The organism is Domibacillus sp. DTU_2020_1001157_1_SI_ALB_TIR_016, assembly GCF_032341995.1.
In the GTDB taxonomy this organism is placed as follows: Bacteria; Bacillota; Bacilli; order Bacillales; family Domibacillaceae; genus Domibacillus; species Domibacillus indicus_A.
In genome coordinates, this window is sequence record NZ_CP135439.1 from 3,064,654 (window position 1) to 3,088,480 (window position 23,827).

The 23,827-nt window shown below is 46.0% G+C and carries 25 protein-coding genes and 1 pseudogene; 7 read left to right on the plus strand and 19 right to left on the minus strand.

The window, feature by feature from the left end:
• Positions 1-409: 409 nt before the first annotated feature.
• A complete protein-coding gene (locus RRU94_RS23810; RefSeq protein ID WP_315693317.1) occupies positions 410-1,510 on the minus strand; it encodes an AbrB family transcriptional regulator in 1,101 nt (366 codons plus the stop codon).
• Positions 1,511-1,630: 120 nt separating this feature from the next.
• On the opposite strand from RRU94_RS23810, the gene RRU94_RS23815 reads away from it, so the two are divergent.
• On the plus strand, positions 1,631-2,503 hold the full coding sequence (locus tag RRU94_RS23815) for a LysR family transcriptional regulator (RefSeq protein WP_315693319.1): 873 nt from the start codon (positions 1,631-1,633) through the stop codon (positions 2,501-2,503).
• Positions 2,504-2,539: 36 nt separating this feature from the next.
• Here RRU94_RS23815 and RRU94_RS23820 read toward each other — a convergent pair whose 3' ends face one another.
• From RRU94_RS23820 to glp, 9 genes and pseudogenes are all read right to left on the minus strand, one after another.
• Positions 2,540-3,184 carry an SDR family oxidoreductase gene (locus RRU94_RS23820; RefSeq protein WP_315693320.1) on the minus strand — a complete coding sequence of 215 codons (645 nt, stop codon included), beginning with the start codon at positions 3,182-3,184 and terminating at the stop codon, positions 2,540-2,542.
• Between the two features lie 76 nt (positions 3,185-3,260).
• Positions 3,261-3,773, minus strand: a complete 513-nt coding sequence (locus tag RRU94_RS23825; RefSeq protein WP_242234713.1) for an acyl-CoA thioesterase — start codon at positions 3,771-3,773, stop codon at positions 3,261-3,263.
• An 80-nt stretch (positions 3,774-3,853) separates the two neighbouring features.
• Positions 3,854-4,705, minus strand: a complete 852-nt coding sequence (locus tag RRU94_RS23830) for a Cof-type HAD-IIB family hydrolase (protein WP_315693321.1) — start codon at positions 4,703-4,705, stop codon at positions 3,854-3,856.
• Positions 4,702-5,460 carry an inositol monophosphatase family protein gene (locus tag RRU94_RS23835; RefSeq protein WP_315693322.1) on the minus strand — a complete coding sequence of 253 codons (759 nt, stop codon included), beginning with the start codon at positions 5,458-5,460 and terminating at the stop codon, positions 4,702-4,704. The genes RRU94_RS23830 and RRU94_RS23835 overlap by 4 nt, the downstream gene beginning before the upstream one ends.
• A gap of 84 nt (positions 5,461-5,544) precedes the next feature.
• Positions 5,545-6,527 (minus strand): annotated as a pseudogene (locus RRU94_RS23840) (aldo/keto reductase).
• 107 nt (positions 6,528-6,634) lie between these two features.
• Positions 6,635-7,651, minus strand: coding sequence for a GTP 3',8-cyclase MoaA (moaA, locus tag RRU94_RS23845; protein ID WP_315696117.1), 1,017 nt, complete (start codon positions 7,649-7,651; stop codon positions 6,635-6,637).
• Between the two features lie 19 nt (positions 7,652-7,670).
• Positions 7,671-7,904 carry a molybdopterin converting factor subunit 1 gene (gene moaD / locus RRU94_RS23850; RefSeq protein ID WP_315693323.1) on the minus strand — a complete coding sequence of 78 codons (234 nt, stop codon included), beginning with the start codon at positions 7,902-7,904 and terminating at the stop codon, positions 7,671-7,673.
• Positions 7,901-8,353: a molybdenum cofactor biosynthesis protein MoaE gene (locus RRU94_RS23855; protein ID WP_315693324.1), complete on the minus strand. Its 453-nt coding sequence runs from the start codon at positions 8,351-8,353 to the stop codon at positions 7,901-7,903. The genes moaD and RRU94_RS23855 overlap by 4 nt, the downstream gene beginning before the upstream one ends.
• Positions 8,338-9,597 (minus strand): molybdopterin molybdotransferase MoeA, encoded by a 1,260-nt coding sequence (gene glp, locus RRU94_RS23860; RefSeq protein ID WP_315693325.1) that lies wholly within the window; start codon positions 9,595-9,597, stop codon positions 8,338-8,340. Before glp ends, RRU94_RS23855 begins: the two co-directional genes overlap by 16 nt.
• Positions 9,598-9,664: 67 nt before the next feature.
• Between glp and moaC the strand changes: the two genes are divergently transcribed.
• Positions 9,665-10,159, plus strand: a complete 495-nt coding sequence (gene moaC / locus RRU94_RS23865; RefSeq protein ID WP_315693326.1) for a cyclic pyranopterin monophosphate synthase MoaC — start codon at positions 9,665-9,667, stop codon at positions 10,157-10,159.
• A 60-nt stretch (positions 10,160-10,219) separates the two neighbouring features.
• On the opposite strand, the gene RRU94_RS23870 is transcribed toward moaC, so the two are convergent.
• Together RRU94_RS23870 and RRU94_RS23875 are read right to left on the minus strand one after the other, a co-directional pair.
• Positions 10,220-10,720, minus strand: a complete 501-nt coding sequence (locus RRU94_RS23870; protein ID WP_315693327.1) for a MogA/MoaB family molybdenum cofactor biosynthesis protein — start codon at positions 10,718-10,720, stop codon at positions 10,220-10,222.
• A gap of 15 nt (positions 10,721-10,735) precedes the next feature.
• Positions 10,736-11,755, minus strand: coding sequence for a ThiF family adenylyltransferase (locus RRU94_RS23875; protein ID WP_315693328.1), 1,020 nt, complete (start codon positions 11,753-11,755; stop codon positions 10,736-10,738).
• Positions 11,756-12,101: 346 nt separating this feature from the next.
• Here RRU94_RS23875 and RRU94_RS23880 point away from each other — a divergent pair, with 346 nt between their 5' ends.
• On the plus strand, positions 12,102-12,257 hold the full coding sequence (locus RRU94_RS23880; RefSeq protein WP_315693329.1) for a hypothetical protein: 156 nt from the start codon (positions 12,102-12,104) through the stop codon (positions 12,255-12,257).
• Positions 12,258-12,416: 159 nt separating this feature from the next.
• On the opposite strand, the gene RRU94_RS23885 is transcribed toward RRU94_RS23880, so the two are convergent.
• From RRU94_RS23885 to RRU94_RS23915, 7 genes are all read right to left on the minus strand, one after another.
• Positions 12,417-13,484, minus strand: coding sequence for an ABC transporter substrate-binding protein (locus RRU94_RS23885; RefSeq protein WP_315693330.1), 1,068 nt, complete (start codon positions 13,482-13,484; stop codon positions 12,417-12,419).
• 13 nt (positions 13,485-13,497) lie between these two features.
• Entirely contained in the window at positions 13,498-14,277 is a 780-nt protein-coding gene (locus RRU94_RS23890) for an ABC transporter ATP-binding protein (RefSeq protein WP_315693331.1), read from the minus strand.
• 4 nt (positions 14,278-14,281) lie between these two features.
• On the minus strand, positions 14,282-15,088 hold the full coding sequence (locus RRU94_RS23895; protein WP_315693332.1) for an ABC transporter permease: 807 nt from the start codon (positions 15,086-15,088) through the stop codon (positions 14,282-14,284).
• 143 nt (positions 15,089-15,231) lie between these two features.
• Positions 15,232-15,582, minus strand: coding sequence for a GIY-YIG nuclease family protein (locus tag RRU94_RS23900; RefSeq protein WP_315693333.1), 351 nt, complete (start codon positions 15,580-15,582; stop codon positions 15,232-15,234).
• 15 nt (positions 15,583-15,597) lie between these two features.
• Entirely contained in the window at positions 15,598-16,344 is a 747-nt protein-coding gene (locus tag RRU94_RS23905) for a DUF2087 domain-containing protein (protein WP_315693334.1), read from the minus strand.
• Between the two features lie 448 nt (positions 16,345-16,792).
• Entirely contained in the window at positions 16,793-18,253 is a 1,461-nt protein-coding gene (locus tag RRU94_RS23910; protein WP_315693335.1) for a glycoside hydrolase family 32 protein, read from the minus strand.
• A 33-nt stretch (positions 18,254-18,286) separates the two neighbouring features.
• On the minus strand, positions 18,287-18,583 hold the full coding sequence (locus RRU94_RS23915; protein WP_315693336.1) for a hypothetical protein: 297 nt from the start codon (positions 18,581-18,583) through the stop codon (positions 18,287-18,289).
• Positions 18,584-18,701: 118 nt separating this feature from the next.
• Between RRU94_RS23915 and RRU94_RS23920 the strand changes: the two genes are divergently transcribed.
• The 4 genes from RRU94_RS23920 (at position 18,702) to RRU94_RS23935 (ending at position 23,807) form a co-directional block, all read left to right on the plus strand.
• Entirely contained in the window at positions 18,702-19,700 is a 999-nt protein-coding gene (locus RRU94_RS23920; protein ID WP_315693337.1) for a LacI family DNA-binding transcriptional regulator, read from the plus strand.
• A gap of 145 nt (positions 19,701-19,845) precedes the next feature.
• Positions 19,846-21,285 (plus strand): sucrose-specific PTS transporter subunit IIBC, encoded by a 1,440-nt coding sequence (locus RRU94_RS23925; RefSeq protein ID WP_315693338.1) that lies wholly within the window; start codon positions 19,846-19,848, stop codon positions 21,283-21,285.
• 61 nt (positions 21,286-21,346) lie between these two features.
• The gene (locus RRU94_RS23930; protein WP_315693339.1) at positions 21,347-22,819 is read left to right on the plus strand and encodes a glycoside hydrolase family 32 protein; all 1,473 of its coding nucleotides are present in this window, start codon (positions 21,347-21,349) and stop codon (positions 22,817-22,819) included.
• Position 22,820: 1 nt separating this feature from the next.
• Positions 22,821-23,807 carry a carbohydrate kinase family protein gene (locus tag RRU94_RS23935; protein ID WP_315693340.1) on the plus strand — a complete coding sequence of 329 codons (987 nt, stop codon included), beginning with the start codon at positions 22,821-22,823 and terminating at the stop codon, positions 23,805-23,807.
• Positions 23,808-23,827 lie beyond the last annotated feature (20 nt).

The window sequence follows — 23,827 nt, forward strand, 5'->3', positions numbered from 1 at the left end:
TTTTTAATGGAAGATAAAAATTAAAACGTTGACGTTTTTATTGATTTTGTTCAGTTTTCAATGTTCAATTCGTTCGCGCCATCTCTGCGACAGCTATAACATCATATCATTAATCACTTTTCAATGTCAACAACTTTTTTAAAGTTTATTTATTTCACACTGACAAGTTATTAACGAAGATACATCACTTTATCATGTCTCTCAATTCTAGTCAATCTTTTTGAAAAGATATTAACCAAAACCATTTAAGATTTTCATGTTTTGACTTACTGTTCAAGCGACGGTATTAAATATAACACTTTTTCTTTTTAAAAGTCAAACCTTTTTAAAAGAAGACTAAAAAAATAACCCTGTTTTTCTTCTCTTCTACTAAAGAAGAGAAGAAAAACAGGGTTAAAAGTTAATTGTACTAAACGGATGCATGAGAATGAGCTTCTTTTCTTCTCTCCCACGCGTGCAGCATTCGGAATACTGGCGGCAGCACGAGGATCACCGCAATAATACGCAAAACTTGAACAGCTACAACAAAAGTCGCATCAGCATTGAGAACGACTGCGGTAGTTGCCATTTCCGCTACGCCGCCTGGCGCAAAAGCCAAAGCAGCCGTCATAAACGCGAGGCCCGTTGCTTTTGACACGATATACGCGCAAACAAACATAGCGCTAATAAACAGAACCGTACTAATAAACGCAATAGCAATGGTCTGCTTTAACCCATAAAACATTTCTTTTCGAAACCTTGATCCAATGGAAGCAGCAATCACAATCTGCGAAAGGATCATAATTTCATGCGGCCAGTAAGCCTGCATATCGTATCCGACCGCAGAAGATGTACCTGCCTGTACAATTGCTGTTGACAGCATGCCTCCCAGCAGCCAGGGAGCAGGAAACTTTAATTTTTTTCCGACATGGTAGCCCGCATACGCTGTTACAGCGAGGACCGCTGTCCAGCCAAAGCTGGTCCATTCAAATACAGAAGGAGCTGTTTGGGCAGCAGAAGCGGCAGATGGGTGGAATACGAGGACCGAAACAACGATAGGGATAATAAAGATAACCAAAAACACACGCATCGTCTGCAAAATGCTGACAACCGCTGTATTAGCCCCTACTTCTTCGGCAATTCCCGGCATAGCCGACAAACCGCCAGGAGCTGTACTGAAAAAGCTTGTCAGCATATCTGTTTTGCTGAATTTCCACAAAACCACACCTGACAGGAGCGAAAATACGATCGAAAGCAGGAGCATAATGATAATAACCGCCCAATCCTTTTGAAAAACAGTAAGAACGGAAAGATTGATTTTTTGACCAAGCTCAATACCTAAAATACATTGACCAGCATAAAGCCAGTATTTCGGAACGCCTTTCTTTCCTAAAACGTTTGGCTTAGTGAAAGAAATAAGCATAGCGGCTAAAAGTGTGCCGAGCATCCAGCCAATCGACAGGCCAGTCATGGAAAGCAGCAGCCCTCCAATAGCGCTTATGGCAATAAACAGCCATTTTGTTTCTTTCATGGGGACTCCTTCTTTCGTCTTGTTCTACTATTTACTATAATAAAAAAAGAGAAATAAATAAAATATCGTTTATCTATACTTAACGATAAATATTGATTATATCTGTAAGGAGACGGTCAAATGGATGAACGCGACTGGCTTATATTACAAACACTGCATGCACATAAAAATATTACAAGCGCCGCGCGGGCGCTTTATATTTCCCAGCCTGCTCTGACAAACCGGCTGAAACAAATGGAAAAAGAGTTTGGCGTGCAGATTGTCACACGTGGAAGGCGCGGTGTACAGTTTACACCGCAGGGAGATTATTTAGCAAAATGTGCAGACGATATGATTCACCGCATGCAGAAAATCAAAGAAAACGTGTTAAATATGGAAAATACGATGTCCGGCACACTTCGTCTTGGTGTCTCAACTTTTTTTACGGATTATAAGCTGCCGGGCCTTTTAAAAATGTTTAAAGAAGAATATCCAAATGTCGAGTTCAAAGTTGTGACAGAATGGAGCAGCCATATTACCCATTTAATACACAACCAGAATGTACACGTTGGATTCGTCAAAGGTGATTACGGCTGGAAAGACCAAAAGCGCCTCCTGTTTGAAGAAACCATCTGTGTGGCATCGAAGCATGAAATTGACCTGGAGAACCTGCCTGACCATCCGAGAATTGATTATAGGACTGATCAAGGACTGAAAATGGTCGTCGATAACTGGTGGGCAGAAAATTATGCGAAGCCTCCTTTAATCAGCATTGACGTTGACAAAGCCGGCACGTGCAAAAACATGGTGGCAAACGGTCTCGGCTATGCCATTTTGCCAAGCATGATTTTAGAAGACATCGAAAATCTTCATAAAACCCCTTTAAGGCAGCCAAACGGCGAACTGATCAAGCGGAAAGGCTGGATGTTTTTTCATGAGGAATCGCTTGAATTAAATATTGTCAGAGCGTTTGTTGAATTTATTGAACGAATTGATCTTAAAGCCATTCATTAAAAAAACAGCTCTCCTGTTTCACAGGGAGAGCTGTTTTTAAATTTGTTTTAACGCACTGCTGATCGACTTTTCTCCAGAGATCAGATCAAAGGAACGGTTAAACGTATGTGCCTCGTCAAGTGCATGAAAAACGACCGATGCTACGTCTTCACGCGGAATGGAACCGCGCTCAAGCTGTTCGCCCGCCTCCACTCTGCCTGTGCCTGGCTCATCCAACAAGCCGCCAGGGCGCACAATCGTATAAGTCAGTGAGCTTTGTTCAACTGCACGGTCTGCATAGTGCTTCGCTGCATAGTAAGGAAGAATCGCTTTATTCCAGTTTTCGCGATTGTTCGCTTGCAGTGCACTCACCATCAAAAATCTTTTTACTCCGATTTTTTCGGCTGCTTCCACCATTTTTGCTGCTCCGTCCAAGTCAATCAAAAGCGTTTTATCAGGACCGGTGTGACCGCCGGATCCAGCGGTAAAAACAATCGCATCACAGCCATACGCCGCATCTGTCAGCTCATCTACACTGCCTTCCAGATTGGCAACAACCGCTTCTATTCCTTTTTCCCTCAGCGCTTCCGCTTGTTCTTCCTTGCGTACCATAGCCTGTGCTTCGTGCTTTTCACTACCCTGCAGAAGCCCGACTAATTTTTGCCCGATTTGTCCGTTTGCTCCAACTACCAGCACTTTCATTGTATATGAGCACCTCTTTCCAAATCATTTCCTGCTCATTATTTCAAAAAAAGGAAGTGGGATCAAACGAGACGACTTACGACTCTAATTTGTCTGTTGTTAAATAAGCCGCTAATTCTTTACTGTCCTTTTTCCGCTCTTTCCGCTTTTGTGCCCGCATTGGTGCCGTTTCATTCAGCTTTTTTTCTTCATTCGTAACAGGGATCACACCTGGAACAGGAGCCGGACGCCGGTTGTCGTCAAGAGCAACAAACGTCAAAAAAGCAGTAGCCGCGATTTTTCTCGCACCGGTTTTTAAATCTTCCGCAATAATTTTAACAAAGACTTCCATCGAAGAACTGCCTGTCCACGTCACAAACGATTCAAAGCAAACCGAATCGCTCGGGCGGATCGGATGTAAAAAGTCGACAGAATCGGTTGAAGCCGTTACACATTCCTTCCGGCTGTGGCGCGCAGCTGAAATGGACGCAACCTGGTCCACATCACTCATCAGACGTCCCCCAAATAATGTATTATGATTGTTTACATCGTTTGGAAACACCCGGCTTGTCCGCACGACACGAGATTCTCTGCATTTTTTCGGCTCCATTGTTTATCACTCACTTATCCTTAATTTTAGAAATATGCGTTTCATTATAATCCCAAAATACGTATAAAGAAAGAAGGATTTTACAAGAGCTGGCGAATCGCATGAGCGACGCCAAATTCGTCGTTGGCGAGTGTGACAGCCCCCGCTTTTTCTTTTACTCCTTCCGGCGCATTGCCCATTGCCACACTCCGGCCGGCGGCTTCAAACATCGATATATCATTGAAGTTGTCGCCGATCGCCATCGTTTCTTCTGTTTTGACACCAAATTGATCAGCCAGCTTCCGAACAGCATTGCCTTTTGAAACATCCGGATGCATAATATCGAACACATGACTCGCTGAAGCCGTCAGAGCAAGATCACGCCGGCCCGCATAACGGTCCCATGCTTCCTGCAATTTTTCTTCATCATAAGAAAAAGCGAGCAAATTAAAAAACTGATTCGTTTCCTGCAGTATCTCTTTATAAGACGTTACAAAACGAAAAGGTTCCTGACTAAACTGCCGCTCGGCCGCTTCTTTCATTTCTTCACGGTCCGCATGCGGGTTGGCGGTTAGAATACGGTCCATTTCAACTTTCACCAATTCATGGCCATTGTTCGGTGAAAAAATGCTTTGTTCCGAAAATACCTCGTAGTAAAAGCTGCGCCCTTCAAAATAAGCAAGGATCTCTTCTGCCTGTTCCCTGCTTAAGGAAACAGCCTGGACACAGGTTCCGGACGGGTCATGTATTGTCGCTCCGTTCGCGCCGATAATCCAGGTGACCAGTCCAGCCTCCTTCATAAGCTTTGAAGCATCCGGGTATGAGCGTCCAGTTGAGATGACAACCTCTATTCCTTTTTTCTGCGCTTTGCGTATCGCTTCTATATTTTCATGCGGAATCTTATTTTGGCTGCTGAGAAGTGTTCCATCCATATCTATAGCAATCAGCTTCATTTTGCTTCCTCAAGTAAAGAAACGAGTTTGTCAGCCGCCTGTTTCTGTCCAAACATCGTATACGGACCGGCTGCTGCCATTACACCTCCTGCTTCAGTTACAAGAAGCTGACCTGCCGCAATATCATAAAAAGCCGGGTTCATATAAAGTGCAGCATCCCATTTTCCGGCTGCAATGTATGCGAGCGTAACAGCTGCCGTGCCAATAATACGGACACGGTATACATCGTTTACAATCTTCGAAAGCAGATCGAGCCGCTGCACATTCGCTTCTTTGCTGCCGTCTTTCGCGAAATCACTATGTGAAACAAAGGATTCCGCCAAAGGCACATTCCTTACACGAATCGGTTCACCATCCTTAAAAGCACCGCCGCCTTTTGATGCCCAATACGTTTCATCCAGCCCTGGCAGATCAATGACTCCGACAATCGGTTCCCCTTTGTATGTAAGCGCAATGGAGACACCATACTGCGGTACGCCAATGCTGTAGTTAATCGTTCCATCAATCGGATCAATTACCCATTCGTAGTCACTGTCCGCCTCAATCACTCCAGCTTCTTCACTGAAAATGCGATGTTCTGGATACTTCTGTTGAATTCGTTCGATAATAAGCGCTTCGACTTTGATATCCATTTCCGTAACGAAATCCTTTGCTGCTTTGATTGTCTGTCCGCCCGCTTTTCCGGCATTCGGCCGTAAAAAAGCACCCGCTTCCTTTCCAAGCTCAATCGCAAACGCAGTATACTCCTCGTACATCTAATCGCTCCTATCCTTATATGTATTAATCGTATCATATCAAAAAAAGGACCTGCTTCTCCACCGTTGGAGAGCAGGCATCCATTAATAAACACCACGAATATGCTGTTTTACTTTTTCATCATAAAACGTTTTGATCCGCTCCTGCTCTTCCTGTGTGAAAGAAGGTGTGTGGAGCGCCCGCAGGTTTTGCTCGACTTGCCGCGTGTTTTTAAATCCGGGAATGATGCACGTTACTTCCGGATAGTCGAGTATCCAGCGAAGAGAAGCTTCTGCCATCGATCCTCTTCCCTCTGCCATCCACTTTAATTCATCCGAAAGCTCAACGCCTTTTTGAAAGCCAAGCCCCGCAAAGGTTTCACCAACATTAAATGCATATCCATCATTGTTAAAATGGCGGTGATCGTCCTCTTCAAACGTATCGCTTTGCTTGAACTTGCCCGTCAGCAGGCCGCTCGCAAGCGGAAGGCGGACGATAATACCAACGCCCTGTTTCTTCGCTCTTTGAAACAGCTCTTCCGCGGGCTTTTGGCGAAAAAGGTTGAAAGTCACCTGCAGGCTTTTGACGTTTGGGTGTTCAAGGCAAAGAAGGCCCTCTTCGACGCTTTCTACACTGACTCCGTAGTGCTGCACTTTTCCTTCTCTTTGAAGGCGGTCCAAAACATGAAAGACCTCGCCTTCCTCCAAAATCTTTGTAGCCGGACAGTGAATTTGATACAAATCAATTCTCTCACGCGCCAGTCTTCTTAAACTTGCTTCGCAATACGTACTGACTTGTTCATAAGAATACGTTTCTGGCGCATGAATATCGCCTTGGCAGCAAAACTTCGTTGCAACATAAACCTCATCTTCTCTTCCTTTGGTGGCGTTGGCCAACAGCCGTTCACTATGGCCGTCTCCGTAAACATCGGCTGTATCAAAAAAATTCACACTTTGTTCCATTGCGTAATCCAGGGCTTTTAATGATTCTTCATCTGTCGTTTTCCCCAAGAGCCGCCGATTGCCCACGTACCAAAGCTGATTTCGCTTACCTTCAATCCCGTATTGCCCAGTTCGCGATAGTTCATCATGATCCTCCCTTGATCAAGAAAGCGCTTTTATAAAAGTAAGTATACGGGACAAGCCGATAAAACAAAAGCGCCGGCCCCCTTGATCAAAGGAGCCAGCGCTGCTTTTATCCGCCAATATAAGACATGCCGATTTTTTTACGGCTTTTCGCCGTTTGCTCTGTTCGTTCATCGGAGTAGCGGTCTGTCCGCTTTTCCCATACACCGCGAATAGCCTGGGCCAGCTCTTCGTCTGAAGCACCGGAGCGCAGCAGTTCTCTTATATCAAATCCATTTGTCGCAAACAAGCACGTATAAAACTTTCCATCCGATGAAAGCCGGGCGCGTGTGCAGGAAGAACAAAACGACTCAGAAACAGAAGGAATGAACCCAACTTCTGCTTTCGCATCTTTATAACGATACCGTCCGGCTACTTCACCGAAATAAGCTGCTTCGGCTGGAATGAGTTCTTCTGTTTCGCGAAGGCGGTCAAGAAGCTCTCCTTTTGTGACGACTTGTTTAAAACTCCAGCCGTTGTCTGTGCCTACATCCATAAATTCAATAAAACGGAGAGTGATGTCCCGCTCCTTAAAATAAGCCGCCATCGGAACGACTTCATGATCGTTCACGCCTTTTTGCACGACCATATTGACCTTCACTGTAAATCCAAGTGACTGCGCGTAGTCAATATTTTGAAGAATAACATCCGGTGAAACTCCCCGGCCATTCATCTTCCCGAACGTTTCTTTTGATAACGCATCTAGACTGATGTTCAGCCGCCGAAGCCCTGCATCGAACAACGATTTACCATGCTGCTTCAGCAAAAGTCCGTTTGTCGTCAGACCGATGTCTTCTAGTCCGTCAAGCGCTGACAGCATGCGGATTAACTCCGGCAGATCACGACGCAGCAGCGGTTCTCCACCTGTCAGCCGCACTTTCTTAACGCCAAATCCTATAAATAGCGCTGCCAGCCGTGTGATTTCTTCAAAAGAGAGAAGCTCGCTTTTCGGCATAAACGCGTAATCATCACCAAAAATCTCCTTCGGCATACAATACGTACAGCGAAAGTTGCACCGGTCAGTTACGGAAATCCGCAAATCACGCAATGGACGCTGAAGTGTATCGGTTATGTTCAAAGCGCTCAGTCCTTTTTCATAGTTTTGGTTATCCTCCGCTTACCGGTGGAATAAAAGCTACGTGATCACCTGGGTGAACAGGCTCACCTTCGAGTACATATTCTTCATTAACCGCTATTTGCACAGCGGAAAAATCAAACTCTGGATACGATGTTTTGGCCCACTGCAGCACATCTGCTGCAGTGCCGCTCTCCCATGCAAGCTCTTCTTCGGCTTTTCCGGCCGCTTCTTTTAAGCCCGCAAAATAATACAGATAAATCATGCTTTGCCTCCTTCCGGTTTATAAGCTTGATCGCCGATCCATTCTTCTCCATCTTCCCATATTTCTTTTTTCCAGATTGGGACCACTTTTTTGATTTGCTCAATCGCGTATTCATTCGCTTCATAAGCAGCTCTTCGATGCGGAGAGGAGACAGCGATAATCACCGCAATGTCAGAAATAGCAAGCTCGCCAATCCGATGAACAATCGCTACGCGTGAACCCGGCCATTTCTCTATAATTTCATCACCGATTTGCGCCAGCTTTTTTTCAGCCATTGGCACGTATGCTTCATATTTTAAGTACATTGTCCGCTTTCCATTTGTCCACTCACGAACTGTACCAGCAAACAGTGTAACCGCACCTGCTCCCGGGTGCGTGACGTAATCCATATACGGCGCTCCGTCAAGCGGCTCCTCTGTTACATGAAATGGTTTTAATTCAGCTCCCATATTGCTGCTCCTTCCTCCGATCCAATGATCAGTACATCTACTTCATCACCTTTTTGGAATCCGCGCGTGCCGCCAGGCAATACAATAAACGCGTTTCCTCTTGCAATCGATGTGACCGAGTTCGATTTATTAAATCCCGCCGGGCTGACCACCGCACCTGATGGCGCGGATGTATAAACAGCCCGAATAAACCGGTTAAACGGATTTGGCTTTTTAAAATCTGCCGCCAGCACCGCCTTCTCATAAGGCAAATACGGCCGGCCGCTCCCCATCATGGAAAGAAGAGCGGGACGCACAAAAAGCTCAAAGCCAACAAAGCAGGCGGATGGGTTTCCAGACAAGCCAAATAAAAAAGTATCCCGCACATGAGCAACCGTTGTAACACTGCCAGGACGCATCTGTACTTTATTAAATAATACCTCAGCTCCGAGACGGCCGTATACGGCCGGCAGGAAGTCAAAATCACCTACCGATACTCCGCCCGTTGTGATGACGGCATCACATTCATTAATTGCCGCTTTCACCATATCAAAGCAGGCATCCTCATCATCGGGAAGCGAACCAAGCAGCCGGCACTCTATGCCCATTCGCGCCAGCTGTGCAGCAATCATAGGACCATTTGAGTTACGGATTTTCCCCGGCGCAAGCGGCTCATGAACGTCAACAAGCTCGGTGCCTGTTGCTAGCAGCCCGACGACCGGCTTTTTCGCTACACGCACCTGTGCGTATCCGAATGTTGCCAGGACAGCGATCACGCCAGGCTGGATAAAAGTGCCGGCTTCGACGATGATCTCTCCTTCTTGTGCATCTTCTCCTCTTAACGACACGTTTTCAAGCGGTTCAAATGGCTTGCGAATGGTAAACGTATCCTCTGTGATCACTGTCTGCTCCAGCATCACAACAGCGTCCGCTCCGTCTGGCAGCGGCGCTCCGGTCATGATACGAATTGCTTCTCCTGCGCCGACTGTATGCGGCGACACAGCTCCTGCGCCAATGTGATCAATGACGCGAAACTCGACACGCGACTCGCCAGAGGCGCCTTTTGTGTCGGCAGAGCGGACGGCAAATCCGTCATACGGAGAACGATCAAACGGGGGCACATCGTGACTGGCTTGAACCGGCTCCGCTAAAATCCGCCCGTATGCTTCATGAAGCGGTACCGTTTCTTCTGTTAAATGTGTCACCCGTTTCATCACTCTCTCAATCGCCTCTTTTACTGCAATCGGCTGTCGCTTTTCAACCATTCTCTTTTCCTCGCTTTCTTTTCCCCATGCTATACTGAGATTATCTATTACTTGAAAGGATGTTTGTATGTCTGAATTCACGCATTTTAATGAGCAGGGACACGCTAAAATGGTGGATGTTTCCGAGAAAGCGGAAACGGTCCGTCTTGCTGTCGCTCATTCCTCTATCGAAGTAAACCAATCTATTTATGAGCAGATCACGCAAGGTACAAATAAAAAAGGGGATGTCTTCGCCGTTGCCCAAGTAGCCGGCATCATGGCCGCTAAACAAACCTCTTCAATTATTCCCATGTGCCACCCTATTCCTTTAACCGGCGTTAATATCACGTTCCATTGGGAAGTAGACGAAGCAGCCGGCCGCTTTGTTGTATTCATTGAGGCAGAAGCAAAAACAAAGGGTGTAACCGGGGTTGAGATGGAGGCATTGACTGCCGCTTCAGCCGCTGCACTCACTATTTATGATATGTGTAAAGCATCCGGGAAAGAAATGGTGATCGGTCCAACGTATTTGCAGAAAAAGTCAGGCGGCAAAAACGGAGACTATGAGCGCGGCCGCAGTTAAGCGGCCGCTTTTCCTTTCCTCTACCACCGAATAAAAAGCTCTACACTTTTTATGCCCTTTTTATTTTCTAGCTTCATGAAGCAAATGTGCCGCTTCCGGCAAAATCAACTTCCGCATCGCTAGATCAACCGCCCCGCGCGAGCCCGGCAGAGCAAAAAGCAGTTTTCCGCCTTTAGCTGTTCCCGCTAACGCTCTGGATAACATCGCTTTTGTGCCAATATCTTCTGTGAAACTTAAATAACGAAAAAACTCTCCAAATCCCGGAATTTCCTTTTGAAGCAGCGGCTTTACCGTCTCAATCGTAATATCCCTGGGTGCAATGCCAGTTCCGCCTGTTACAATAATCAAATCAATCTGATCATCTTCGAGCCACTTTCCAATCATCTCGCCCACTGCTTCCTGTTCATCCGGCACAATGGCATACCGCCTTGTTTGATGGCCGTTTTCTTCCAGGAGAGCCTGGATGTGAGCACCGCTTTTATCCGATTCAACGGTTCGTGTGTCGCTCACAGTCAGAACGCCGGCTGAACATGACGTTTCTTTCCGAAAATCAACTGACATTTCTTCCGCTCCCCCTTAACTGAAAAGCTGGTTATAAATTTTTAAAGCCTGCTTAGCATCCTGCATTCCATGAAAAAACAAACGACCGTTTTGGAACAAAACAATTCGGTGTTCACCAAACATAATCTGCAAAAAGTAAGGCGTCCGCTTATGTTTTAACTGCTGTTTCCGGGCTATTTTCTCTCCGTCTTCAAGTGTCAGCGTCCGGCCGGCACCAGGCGTCAGCTGAATAGTGTCACGGCCGCACAAGAAAGCCGCCTTTGTTTCATCTGACCGGCTCAAGGCTGGATACGTGCGTTTCGCTCCGCACGACGGGCAGTCCGGCCGCTTCATTTTCTTCACACCGAATGCATGCTTTTCATTTGTCCACGCGTCAATTCGCAGCATATCACGCCGCATAGAGTCAGCGTTCCCCGTCAACCACTTTAGTGCTTCAGCACACTGAAAAGCTGCAGTTATATATACAGCCGGCGCAATCACACCAGCTGTGTCGCATGTTTCAGCAGAAGAGGGAAGCACCGGCAGCAGGCACCGAAAGCAAGGGCCTTCTCCTGGGATAAACGGCATAACGACACTTGTTGCACCGACGCAGGCTCCATAGATCCAAGGAATGCCATGCTTGACACTTGCATCATTGATAACAAGACGCGTTTCAAAGTTGTCGGTCCCGTCAATCAGTAGATCGCTGCGCTGTGCCAGCCCTTCAATGAGCGTTGCATCCGCATGATCCATCCACGTTTCCACAGACACTTCGCTGTTGACGGCCGCCAGACGCTTTTTCGCCGCTTCCACTTTCGGCATCATATCGCGTGCATCCGCTTCTGTGTAAAGCGGCTGCCTGTGCAGGTTGGACACTTCAACATAATCACGATCAACAAGCAGCAGCCGGCCAACACCGGCACGCGCCAGTGTATCTGCCGCGGCAGAACCGAGCGCCCCGCACCCAATAATCGCGACCGTTGACTGCGCCAGCCCTTCCTGGCCTTTTGTGCCGATCGGATAAAATTTTTGCTGCTTTGCAAACCGGTTTTCCATTTTCCCGCTTCCTCCCTGACGCTTTTCCCATCTTTACGGATAGATTATTGTGCGCTTTTAACGGCTTCGTTTGACTCTTTTATTTTACCATACTCTTTTTCTTTCCGCGCAGCCAGACAAAAGGATAAAGGCGTCTCGCAACGCGCGAAACACCTTTATCCTTTTGATAGTGTAAATTTGTCAATGGCCCGCCGAAGTGTATCAACAACGAGGGAGCTTTGCTCTGAATCAAAGCGCACTTCTTTAATCAGCTCAGCCATTTTCCCTGCCGACCCGTCCACCTGCTCGACTGTCTGCGCGTTTTGTGCATTGCTTCTTATTCACACAACGAGTGCGGACAGTTAGAATGAGAGCCGATAAGGCGGCGGGCGCAGCTTCGCTTTCCATGGGGCAGGCACTAAGCCCACTTGCCCCGCAGGAGTCTTCGCACGTCCGCCGCCTGTGCGGCTGGACAAAATTGCACAGCTTAATAGATACACTTGCCCTACCAACAAAGTCGTAAAAGAGCATGTGAAGATGCCTCTTTACTGCTTTTTCGAAACAAATGGGGAAGTGATGTTTCCCGAAAAGTCTCCTGCCCGTTTTCGGCGGTGAAAACTTTCATAAAAAAAGACCGACGACTTTGTCGACAGCCCTGGACCAGATATTTATGCCTGGTCTTTTATTTATAAACGCCAATGATCTCAACCGCTTTTTCTGTAACGGTCGTATCAATCGCTTTATCAAAATCAAACTCGCCGCGAATGGCCCCATTTTTCTTGTACATATCATATTGCTGGCGGATATCGTCTACAAACATTTCTCCATCTGGATCAAGGCCTGTTACGTACACTTCCTCCCACACTGCTGCATCCTTCAAAGAAGTATACTTCGTCATAATGTCAATGATTTCTTCCTTGCCTTCTCCTTTCTTAAAGGCATCGTTATAGTCGCGGACTCCTTTTAAATAGGCAGCCATAAAGCGCAAAGAAACATCCTTTTGTTCGTTAATAAACTGCGGCGAGCCAAGCACCATGGCGATTTGCGCTTTCGGGGCAAAGTCCGTTGCATCACCGAAGCGGACATGAATGCCTTCCGATACGCCCTGTGTAATGAGCGGTTCAATTTGAAGCGCTGCATCAACGGAGCCATTTTCGATAGCTGCCAGCATATTGCCGAAGTCCGGCATTAAAACAAACTTTACGTCGCTTTCCTTTAAGCCGGCGTGTTCGAGCATTTTCCGGAAGATATAATCATCAACTGCATGCTCGGTGGATACCGCTACTTTTTTTCCTTTTAAATCGCTGTAATCTTTAATTTTATCCTTCTTGTCTGTACCAATCACAAAAGTAAAATACGATTTCCCTTTTTCATTGTGCCCTTTGTCAGCGATAATTTTTACATCGATTCCTTGAGCAATGGCATTAAAGAATGAGGCGGAAGAAACCCCTCCGGCAATATCTACTTCACCGGATGCAAGAGCGGGAAGCATATCGTCACTGTTAGCAAACGTCGCAAACTCAACTTCAATGTTGTAGTCCTCAAAATACCCTTTTTCATTGGCAATGTAAAACCCAGCACCGGATGCCGAACCGTCTTCCGCTATAATGACTTTTGTTTTTTCTTCCAAAGGAGCCAGATCACCGGATGGATTATTCTTGCTTACTTCATTTCCTACACTAGATGGTTTTTCTTCTCCACAGCCCGCTAAAAGGAACATAACACTTAACAATCCAAGCCACTTTTTCATTCTGATGCTCCTTTCATTCTCTTGATCCCTGTACTTCTTCCTGCAGATGCTGCCAGATTTTCGAAAAAGCGGCGGTCATGTCCGGATTGGACCGGATATCCTCAAGCTTTCTTGGCCTTGGCAGATCAATGCGGACATCAGCGGCAATACGGCCGGGCTGCGCGCTCATCAAAAGAACCCGGTCGCTTAAATAAAGAGCTTCATCGATACTGTGCGTAATAAAAAGAACCGTTTTCTTCGTCTCGGACCAAATCGACAGCAGTTCCTCCTGCAAAATAAACCGGTTCTGTTCATCCAGTGCTCCGAACGGTTCATCCATGAGCAGAATCTCAGGGTCGTTCGCAAAAGCCCTGGCGATGCTGACCCGCTGCTTCATTCCGCCCGAAAGCTCTTTCGGATACGTTTTCGCGAATTTCTCCAGTCCCACTTTCGCCAAAAAATATTGTGTTTTTTCTTTTACATAGGCTTTTGGCAAGTGACGCATATTCAAACCGAAGGCGACGTTTTCTTCTACTGTCAGCCATGGCAGAAGCCCCTTCTCCTGAAACACCATCGACTGGCTCGGACGGTCTGCACCACTTTTTTGAATGTCAAAACGGCCGGCACTTTGTTTTTCAAGACCGGCAATAATACGGAGCAGTGTGGTTTTCCCGCATCCGCTCGGCCCGACCAAACAAACAAATTCTCCTTCTGCAATATCAACAGAGATTCTTTCAATGGCGGTTGTACTTCCCTGCTTTTTATAGAACACTTTGGTCAGGTCGCGAATGGCTATTTTTGGCTTATCACTCATTTGATCACCTCCACGGAAGTAACTTCCGCTGCAGCGCACGCAGCAGCAGGGAAAAAAGATAGCCGAAAAATGAAATTAAAATAAGCCCGACAAACATGTCTTTGAGCAGAAACGCATTATACGATGTCCAAATTAAGTAGCCAATTCCCGACCGCGCCCCCATCATCTCAGCCGCTACAATGGTTAACAGAGCAATCGCCTGCCCCATTTGAATTCCTTCAAGCATAAAGGGAAGTGAACCAGGTAAGGCAATTTTAAAAAAGAAATCTTTACGGCTTGCGCCATAGTTTTTAGCTACGTCCAAGTACATGGAATCAATGGAAAGAACACCAGCTGCCGTATTGATCACCACTGGAAAAAAGACACTCCCTGCAATCGTCACAACTTTCGACGTTTCACCAATGCCAAACAAAATTAAAATAATTGGCAGCAGCGCAAGTGTGGGGATGGGCATAAGCGCCATAATTAGAGGAGAAAGAAAATGCCTGATTGGTGCATATAAGCCCATGAACAGACCGAGGATAATACCGGGAATGGCTCCAAGCAAAAAGCCCGCAAAAATACGAAACAACGAAATCCGAATATGCCCGAATAGTTCACCGCTTACAAGCATGTCAACAAACGTAGCTGCAATAGCGGTCGGCGGCGGAAAAAACCGTGCATCGATTAAGCCGCTTCGGGATAAAAGTTCCCAAATCAGCAGAAGAAAAAGTGGAGAAAAAACAGTCAGGGCCGTTTTTGCTTTTTGCCGTTTACGTTCCTTCTTCCATTCCTGTTTTTCGGTTTCCACTGGATTGTGTAAAACTTTCATGTTCACCACCTCTTCTTACCAATAATATGCATGCTTTTAAAAGTGTGTTCCCACCAAAAAAGCCGGCCTGCTCGCATTTGAGCAGGCCGGCTTTTTTGGTATTTACTTATTTAACGGAATCGATCTCAACCACGTTTCCATTTTTATTTGAGCCCGTTATAGCCCTTTTCTCCATACGGCTGTTTTTCAGCAAGCCATTTTCCCTCGAGCTTTTGAAGCGCCCGCTTTTCATCGAAAAACCCGGTCTCCGGCTTTTTCAGATGCTCAAGAATCGTAAATTGAAAAGCTTCTTTTCCAAATTCGTTCCATTCTTTCTGTAAAGCCTTGTTTGTGCTTGAACCTGCTTCCAGCTCGAACTTCCGCCCATTCAACGTTTTAAAATTCCGGGTGCTGCCAATAAAGATCTTTTGATTGATCGTATTTTTTATTTCATACACGCCTGCTTCTATCTTCATTTCTTTAAACTGCTGTTTCAGTTCTCTTTTTCGCTCCATTTTCAATACCTCCCCTTATTCATTCACCCAATACTCGCTTCCGTCCGGCTTGCGGTTTAAAAAGCCATATTCAATTAAGTATCTTCGTATTTTGACGTAATCATTGAAAATAGCGAACAGGATCTCGTTTGTTTCTTTTTCGCTATATACCTGGCCCGCTTTGAACTTTTTCGCCATTTCCCGCATGATAATGAGCCGCTGTTTTTCTTTTGGCGGAAATGTGAGCAGAACCCCCTCTGGCATAAACTTTTGAATCACCTTTTCCTGTTCTTCTTCTGTTACGTTATAACGGCTGTCAACCATTCTCGCCTGTTTGTGGGGAGGCACGACAACAGGAGCATGGGCATCCCTTTCATTTAACAGCTCCATCACTGCCAAAAACATTTTAGCCTGGCGTTCTTTTTCTTTTAGTACAAAACGATGGTTTCGGATGGTGGAAATGCTTCCGATCCCCATTTCCGCTTGTATTTCTTTATTGTTTTTTCCCTCGTAAAAAAGGCGCAGCAGCTTATTTTGATGTTCGGTCAGCCCCGTCAGCTTTTTATCCATTTTCATGATATAGTCAAAAACGGAGACGTGTTCTTGTTTAATATGAGCCTGCGTATACCGCTCCGCGTCATAGAGCTTGTCTTCAACCGGATAAATGATCCCTTTCTCAATTCTTTTTCCGCACAGCAGGCAGGTAAAAAAATCATTTTCTTCTACGTAGCCTTTTTTCAATTCCTGAATCGACGCATTCCAAAACATTGCTGAAGTATCCATATCAAACAATTCCTTTTTACGTTTATTTATTTATAGACATATTAATAAAACGTTTGTTTTATGTCAATAAAAAACCACCTATTTTCTAGGTGGTTTCAGTGTGTAGACAAAGTCTTTCTCTTTTAAATAAGAGCCGATAAGTGTTATTGAATATCAATAAGCAAGGATTGAATAGAAATTTTTTCTATTTAAATAGAAAGATACAACCTTATTAGCTCTATACCATCTTGTTGCAAGCCACTTGGCGGCGGGAGGGCAGCGCAGACTCCTATGGAACTAGCTGGCAGCTGAGACCGATGGAGCCGCCAGGCGAAGTCGGGCTCAGCGCCTGCCCCATGGAAAGCGGAGCTGCCTGGACGCCGCCGATCTATCCAATTCATGTACGCGATCATCCATATCATTTGTCTCCAGTCTGAAACCACCTATTTTCTAGGTGGTTTAAAAACATTTATTCCTGTTTCCACACATCTTTCAGTTTCCATGCCGCGAACGAAACCAGCCTCGCTTCGCCGCCGTCGGCAAATAATTGAACCTTTGTACTTTTTTCATTCGGATAAATACGTCCAGTCATAACCGCTTCTCCGTTATTCACAAACACTTCAACCGAAGAACGATCGACAAATATATGCAGTTTCACAACAGCTGATGCTCCAATTTTTGCTTTGCGGATACCGCCTTCCCCTTTACCAGATGAATGCCGGTCAAAAGTAATGGCTTGATCAGCTGCATCAAAGCGGATCGTCGTTTTTTCCTGGCTGTCTTCTGAACATCTTACATGCAGGCCAAACGACGTGGCACTTCGCGCTTCGAATTCCGCTTTGATTTCCAGACGGTCTCCGGATACATGGAACAGCTGTGTCCCGGAAAGAGGCATTGGACCGGCAATCGTTTTTTCCCGGCGCAGTTTTTTCAATTCTTCTACAGGCTGCATCACAAGCCGTCCTGATTGATTAAAGGACAGCTGGCGCGGAATCGTCAGCGCCCCTGCCCAGCCATGTGCCTGTTCCGGCATAACCGCCTCCCACATATTCATCCAGCCGAATACAATCCGCCGTCCCTGGTCATCCTCAAATGACTGTGCCGCATAAAAATCAAAGCCTTGATCAAGCTCAGTAAATTCACTGTACGTGAATGCAGCCGTTTCGTAATCCAAATCGCCGATCAGCGTTCCAGTCTGGTAAAGGTTTTGATAACGGTCGCCAGAAGCCTCAATGCCTTGCGGTGAAACGAGAAGCACATGCCTGCCCTCAAGCTCAAAAAAGTCAGGACATTCAAGCATAAATCCAAGCTTACCGTCGCTTTTTACAATGGCCCCGCGATCCTTCCACGAAAAAAGATCCGCCGACTCATACAAGTGTACACAACCAAGCTTGTCCTTTTGACTGCCGACAACCATATACCATTTCTCTTTATACTTCCACACTTTCGGGTCACGAAAATCAGCCGCGGCTCCCCGGGGAGGAGCAGAAATAACCGGGTTTTGTGGATACTTCTCGAAATGAATGCCATCTGTGCTCATTGCGATACACTGGACCTCTTTTATTCCGTCTTCATCTTCTGCATGCCCGGTATAAATGAGCGTTAATATACCGTCATGATCGACTGCACTGCCGGAAAAACAACCGCTTCTGTCATATTCCTCATCTGGCGCAAGCGCAATCGGCAAATGCTCCCAATGAACAAGGTCACGGCTTTTCATATGCCCCCAATGGATGGAGCCTGGCTTTACGTCATACGGGTGATGCTGATAAAACACGTGATAGTCACCCCGCCATTGAATAAGGCCATTTGGATCATTTATCCAGCGGGCAGGCGCCATAATATGATAACCGAGCCGGTACGGACTGTGTGCTGCCCGCTTTTCGTCCTGACGAACAGCGTGATGTGCTTTTTCAATTGCTTGTTTCATTGATTCCGCCTCCTTTAAATGCCCGACAGCACTTTAAAAGTCACCTTTTATATGTATGGGAGCCAAAATATCCGCATACATCCGTTTATCCTTTCCTGGTATATCGCCTGTCAGCTCCCTCGCAGCAAGCCATGAACTTTTAGAACGCGAAAGCGGGGTATTTTGGTTATTAACCACCCGGAAGTCATAGCGAACGACTTTTTTCTTTTTGTAACGAACACCAGGCGATTTTGTGTGCTTTAAAATGAAACTTCTCAACTTCCTTAAACCTTCCCCAGCCATTTTATAGCGCTTACATTTCACCATAGTCGATTTTTTTCTGTATTTCACCCCAAACGATGTGAACCTCTTCGCTTTCATAAAATTCTCTTTCTGTATTTCGCTTTCTTTCGTTTTCTCCCTCCTCTTCAATCATGTATAGTAGAAGATAGAAACGGAGTGGGATTTGATGAAAACCATTGCAGATATTGCCAAAATTGCCGGTGTCGCAAAAAGTACTGTGTCACGGTTCTTAAACGGCGGTTCGGTCAGTGAAGAAACAAAAAGGAAAATTGAACAGGTCATCAATGAAACAGGCTATACACCGAACGCTTTTGCCCAGAGCTTAAAAGCGAAACAAACAAATATGATCGGCACAATCGTTCCCCGGCTCGATTCCTACGCTACTTCCCGTACGCTGATGGGGATTGATGAACGGCTTCGCGAATTAAATTATCATATGCTTGTTTCCAATACGGGACAAGATCTCCAGCGGGAAATTGAAAACATTTATACACTCGCCAAACAAAAAGCGGCGGGCATTATTCTGCTCGCTACCCAAGTAACAGCTGCACATTTACAAGCATTTCGCACCATTGATATCCCGGTTCTTCTTGTCGGCCAGCAGCACGAAGAGGTATACAGCCTGATCCATGATGATGAAACAGCAGGCTACGCCATTGGTAAATACATTGCCCAGCGCGGACATAAAAAAATTGCTTTTCTTGGGGTCGGCGAATATGACGTAGCAGTCGGAGTCAAGCGAAAAAAAGGAGTTGCCCAGGCGCTGCGCGAACATGCGGAAGAAGTAGAAGCCCGCTTTTTTGAAACGACTTTTAATATGACGGACGCTGCCGAAAAAGCAGAACAGCTTTTTGATGAATTTTCGCCTTCAGCGCTTATTTGTGCCACCGACAATATTGCTTTCGGGGCCATGAAAGCAGCCTACCGAAAAAAACAGTATGTTCCAAAAGATATTTCCATTACGGGCTTTGGAGGCTATGAAGTAACCGCTATGATGCATCCTTCTTTAACAACCGTCCATATTCATTTTAAAGAAGCCGGCCAGATGGCAGCGGACCATATCACCAAGCTGATCAAAGGTGAAGACATTCCCAAATTGACCTATTCGCGATTTGAACTTGTTTTACGAGAAAGTGTTGACATCCGTACAAATCATCTTTTATAATCAAGTAGAAACCGGTTCCAATTCCGGTTTCCCTATTTACTCGTTATTGGAACCGGTTCCTCTTTTTTATTTAATGTTTTTAGGAACCGGTTCCAAATAATCTTACACGTATCGGTTATACTTTACCTACAAAGGAGGAACTCCAATGAATTACCCTCAAATTGCACGCGAAACGCTTGAAGCGCTTGGCGGAAAGGAAAACATTGCAGCCGCTGCCCACTGTGCTACACGGCTTCGGCTCGCGCTGCATGATGAATCGATTGTCGATCAGGAAAAGCTCGACGCAATGGACAGCGTCAAAGGGACTTTTTCTACCAGCGGTCAATACCAAATTATTTTTGGCTCTGGCACCGTTAATAAAGTGTATGCAGAGTTTGCCAAGCTGACTGGTACCGGCGGCATGTCAACAGCTGATGTGAAAAGCGCCGGCGCCAAGAAAATGAACCCTCTCCAGCGGTTTGTAAAAATGCTGTCTGATATTTTCGTACCGATTATTCCAGCCATCGTTGCCGGCGGTCTGTTGATGGGAATCAACAACCTGCTCACAGCGCAGGGATTGTTTGTAGATGGCCAGTCACTGATTGAAGCTTATCCAAATATGGCTGATTTAGCAGCTCTTATTAATACATTTGCCAATGCTGCCTTTGTGTTTCTCCCTATTTTAATTGGTTTTTCTGCAACCCAGCGCTTCGGCGGCAATCCTTATCTTGGTGCCACGCTCGGTATGCTGATGGTTCACCCGGATTTATTGAATGCTTACAATATTGCAGATGCTCTAGCTAAAAACGAAATTCCTGTCTGGTCTATTTTCGGATTTGAAATTGAAAAAATCGGTTACCAGGGTACGGTTCTTCCCGTTCTCGCTGCTTCCTTTATTCTGGCTAAAGTGGAACTATCCCTTCGCAAAATTGTTCCATCGATCTTTGATAACTTACTGACGCCGCTTTTAACAATTTTCATTACAGGTATTTTAACGTTTACACTTGTAGGCCCGCTTACTCGTACAGCCGGCAACCTGCTGTCTGACGGTATGATCTGGCTTTATGATACCACCGGTTTTATAGGAGGCGCCCTGTTCGGCCTGCTTTACGCACCTATTGTAATCACCGGTATGCATCACAGCTTTATTGCCGTTGAAACACAACTTCTTGCGGATATAGCAAAAACAGGCGGCTCCTTTATCTTCGTTGTAGCGACCATGTCAAACGTCGCTCAAGGAGCGGCTACACTTGCCGTCTTTATGAGAACAAAAAACAAAAAATTAAAAGGAACGGCTTCTGCTGCAGGTGTTTCAGCCCTGCTCGGCATTACAGAACCTGCCCTGTTCGGAGTGAATTTAAAGCTCCGCTATCCGTTTATTGGTGCGTTGATCGGTTCTTCTGTGGCAACAGCATATGTAACATTCTTTAAAGTAAAAGCAATTGCGCTTGGCGCAGCCGGTCTTCCGGGCATCATTTCCATTCAGCATGGAGGACTTGTTCAATATGTGATTGGGATGCTTATTTCAATTGTAGTTGCTTTTGCTGTAACGATGATCCTTGGGAAGCGTGATGAGAAAAAGCAGGCTGTGCAAAAAGCAGCATAACATTTAGGTGGAGAAGATTTCTCCACCTCCTTTTCATTTTAATAAGTATGAGGTGATCAGATTGCAATGGACAACAGAACAGCGTTATACACGACTTGAAGACATATCTAAATCAGAGTTGGCTGCTTTAATAAAACAGGTGGATGGTTCCCCGTGGCGGCAAACTTATCATATTCAGCCTGAAACAGGATTGTTAAATGATCCGAACGGCTTTTCTTTTTATAATGGTGAATATCATTTATTTTACCAGTGGTTCCCGCTTGGCCCTGTTCATGGCATTAAATATTGGTATCACACAAAATCAAAAGATCTCGTTCATTGGGAAAATGCCGGTATCGCGATTCGGCCAGATAGTGACCTTGACAGTCATGGTGCTTACTCTGGCAGCGGTATCGTGCACAATGACCAATTGTACTTAATATATACCGGCAATACACGTGATGAGCAATGGGTGCGGCATCCGAAGCAGAATATTGCCATTATGGACAAGCAGGGCATTATTCAAAAAAAGCAAAAACCAGTGATTCATGAAGTGCCGCCCGGCTATACCGATCATTTCCGCGATCCAAAAGTATGGAAAGAAAATGGGCTTTTTTATGCCATTATCGGTGCCCAGCGGACAAACCTGACGGGCTGCATCGTGCTCTACAGCTCCCCAGATATGGAAACATGGACATTCGAAGGTGAAATTAAAACCGCCCTTCCCCGCTTTGGTTATATGTGGGAATGCCCTGATTACTTTACGATTGATGGACAAGGTGTCCTTGTTTTTTCACCGCAGGGCATTGCGCCGAAAGGTGATTGCTATCATAATATTTATCAATCCGGCTATGTTCTCGGGAATCTTGATGTTGAAACACAAAGCATAGATCATGGCGTATTCGCTGAGCTGGACCGCGGCTTTGATTTTTATGCACCGCAAACAATGGAAGCGCCGGACGGACGTCGTATTTTAGTCGGCTGGATGGGACTTCCTGAAATGTCTTATCCAACGGATTCACATGGCTGGGCGCACTGCCTGACCCTGCCCCGGGAAATCACGATTGAAAACGGGCGGCTTATGCAAAGACCAGTCCGGGAGCTTGAGCGCCTGCGCGGTGTTCAAATGGAAGCTTCAGCTGATCTTTGTGATGAAGTACAGACTTTTGACAGCTTCAGCGGCACAGCTTTTGAAATGATTTGTTCGTTTGAGCTGGAGGATGCAGATTCATGCGGAATTGAAATTCGCGTAAGCGAAAAAGAAAAAACCGTTATTACGTACGACGCCCTCAAGCAAAAAGTTCATTTGGATAGAACATATTCTGGTGCGCTTACGGATTCGCCATATGGAACCCTGCGCAGCTGCTCGTTAGCGGCGGACAAAGTGACGTTTCGTTTATTTGTGGATTCTTCTTCCCTTGAGCTCTTTATAAACGATGGAGCCGAAGTTTTTACAAGCCGTATTTTTCCAAGCAAGGACTCGGCAGGCATCCGCTTTTTTGCAAAAGGCGGCCGCGCGTCATGTCAGGCGATAAAATGGACGATAGGAGAGTAAAATGAGTACATTATTTTCAATTGGAGAAGTATTAATTGATTTTATCCCACAGCAAAAAGGGCTGGCTCTTAAAGATGTCGTATCCTTTGAGCGCGCACCCGGCGGAGCCCCGGCCAATGTGGCCGCTGCCGTTTCAAAACTCGGCGGGCACTCCGCCATGCTGACGAAGCTTGGCTCCGATGCATTTGGTGATTTTTTATTGGAGAAGCTGGTTGAAGCAGGTGTGGAAACCAAGCACATTATCCGCACGAGTGAAGCCAATACGGCTCTTGCGTTCGTTTCCCTCCGTGAAGATGGTGAACGGGACTTTTCTTTTTACCGGAAGCCTTGTGCAGATTTGCTGATGACAGCAGACGAAGTGGACGAATCCTTGTTTCACCCCGGTGACATTCTCCACTTTTGTTCCGTTGATTTAGTTGAAAGTCCAATGAAGCATGCGCATATTAAAGCAATCGACCGGGCTAAACAGCGCGGTGCTTTCATCAGCTTTGATCCAAATGTGCGGCTTCCGCTTTGGGAGGATCCGAATGCGTGCCGCGAAACCATTTTAGCGTTCATGCCAAAAGCGCATCTGATTAAAATTTCAGATGAAGAGCTTGAATTTATTACAGGTATTTCAGAAGAAAAAGCGGCTATTGCTTCTCTGTTTACAGGAGATGTAAAAGCGGTCGTGTATACACGCGGTGCAGCAGGTGCCTCACTGTTTGTGAACGGAACAGAAATCCAAGCAGACGGCTTTGCTGTACAGGTACAGGATACGACTGGTGCCGGGGATGCTTTTATTGGCAGCTTTTTATTTCAGCTGCTTCAGGCCAGCGCCAATGTAGAAAACGTTTCTGCTCTTCTTGAGCAGCGCGGAGAAGAAATCGTCCGTTTTGCCAATGCAGCAGGTGCCATTACAACCACCGGCAAAGGAGCCATCTCTTCCCTGCCTTCCCTGCAGCAAATAGAAAACATGCTTAATGAAGTTTATTCAGATACAAAATAAAAAGCACCGCCCGTTTGGGC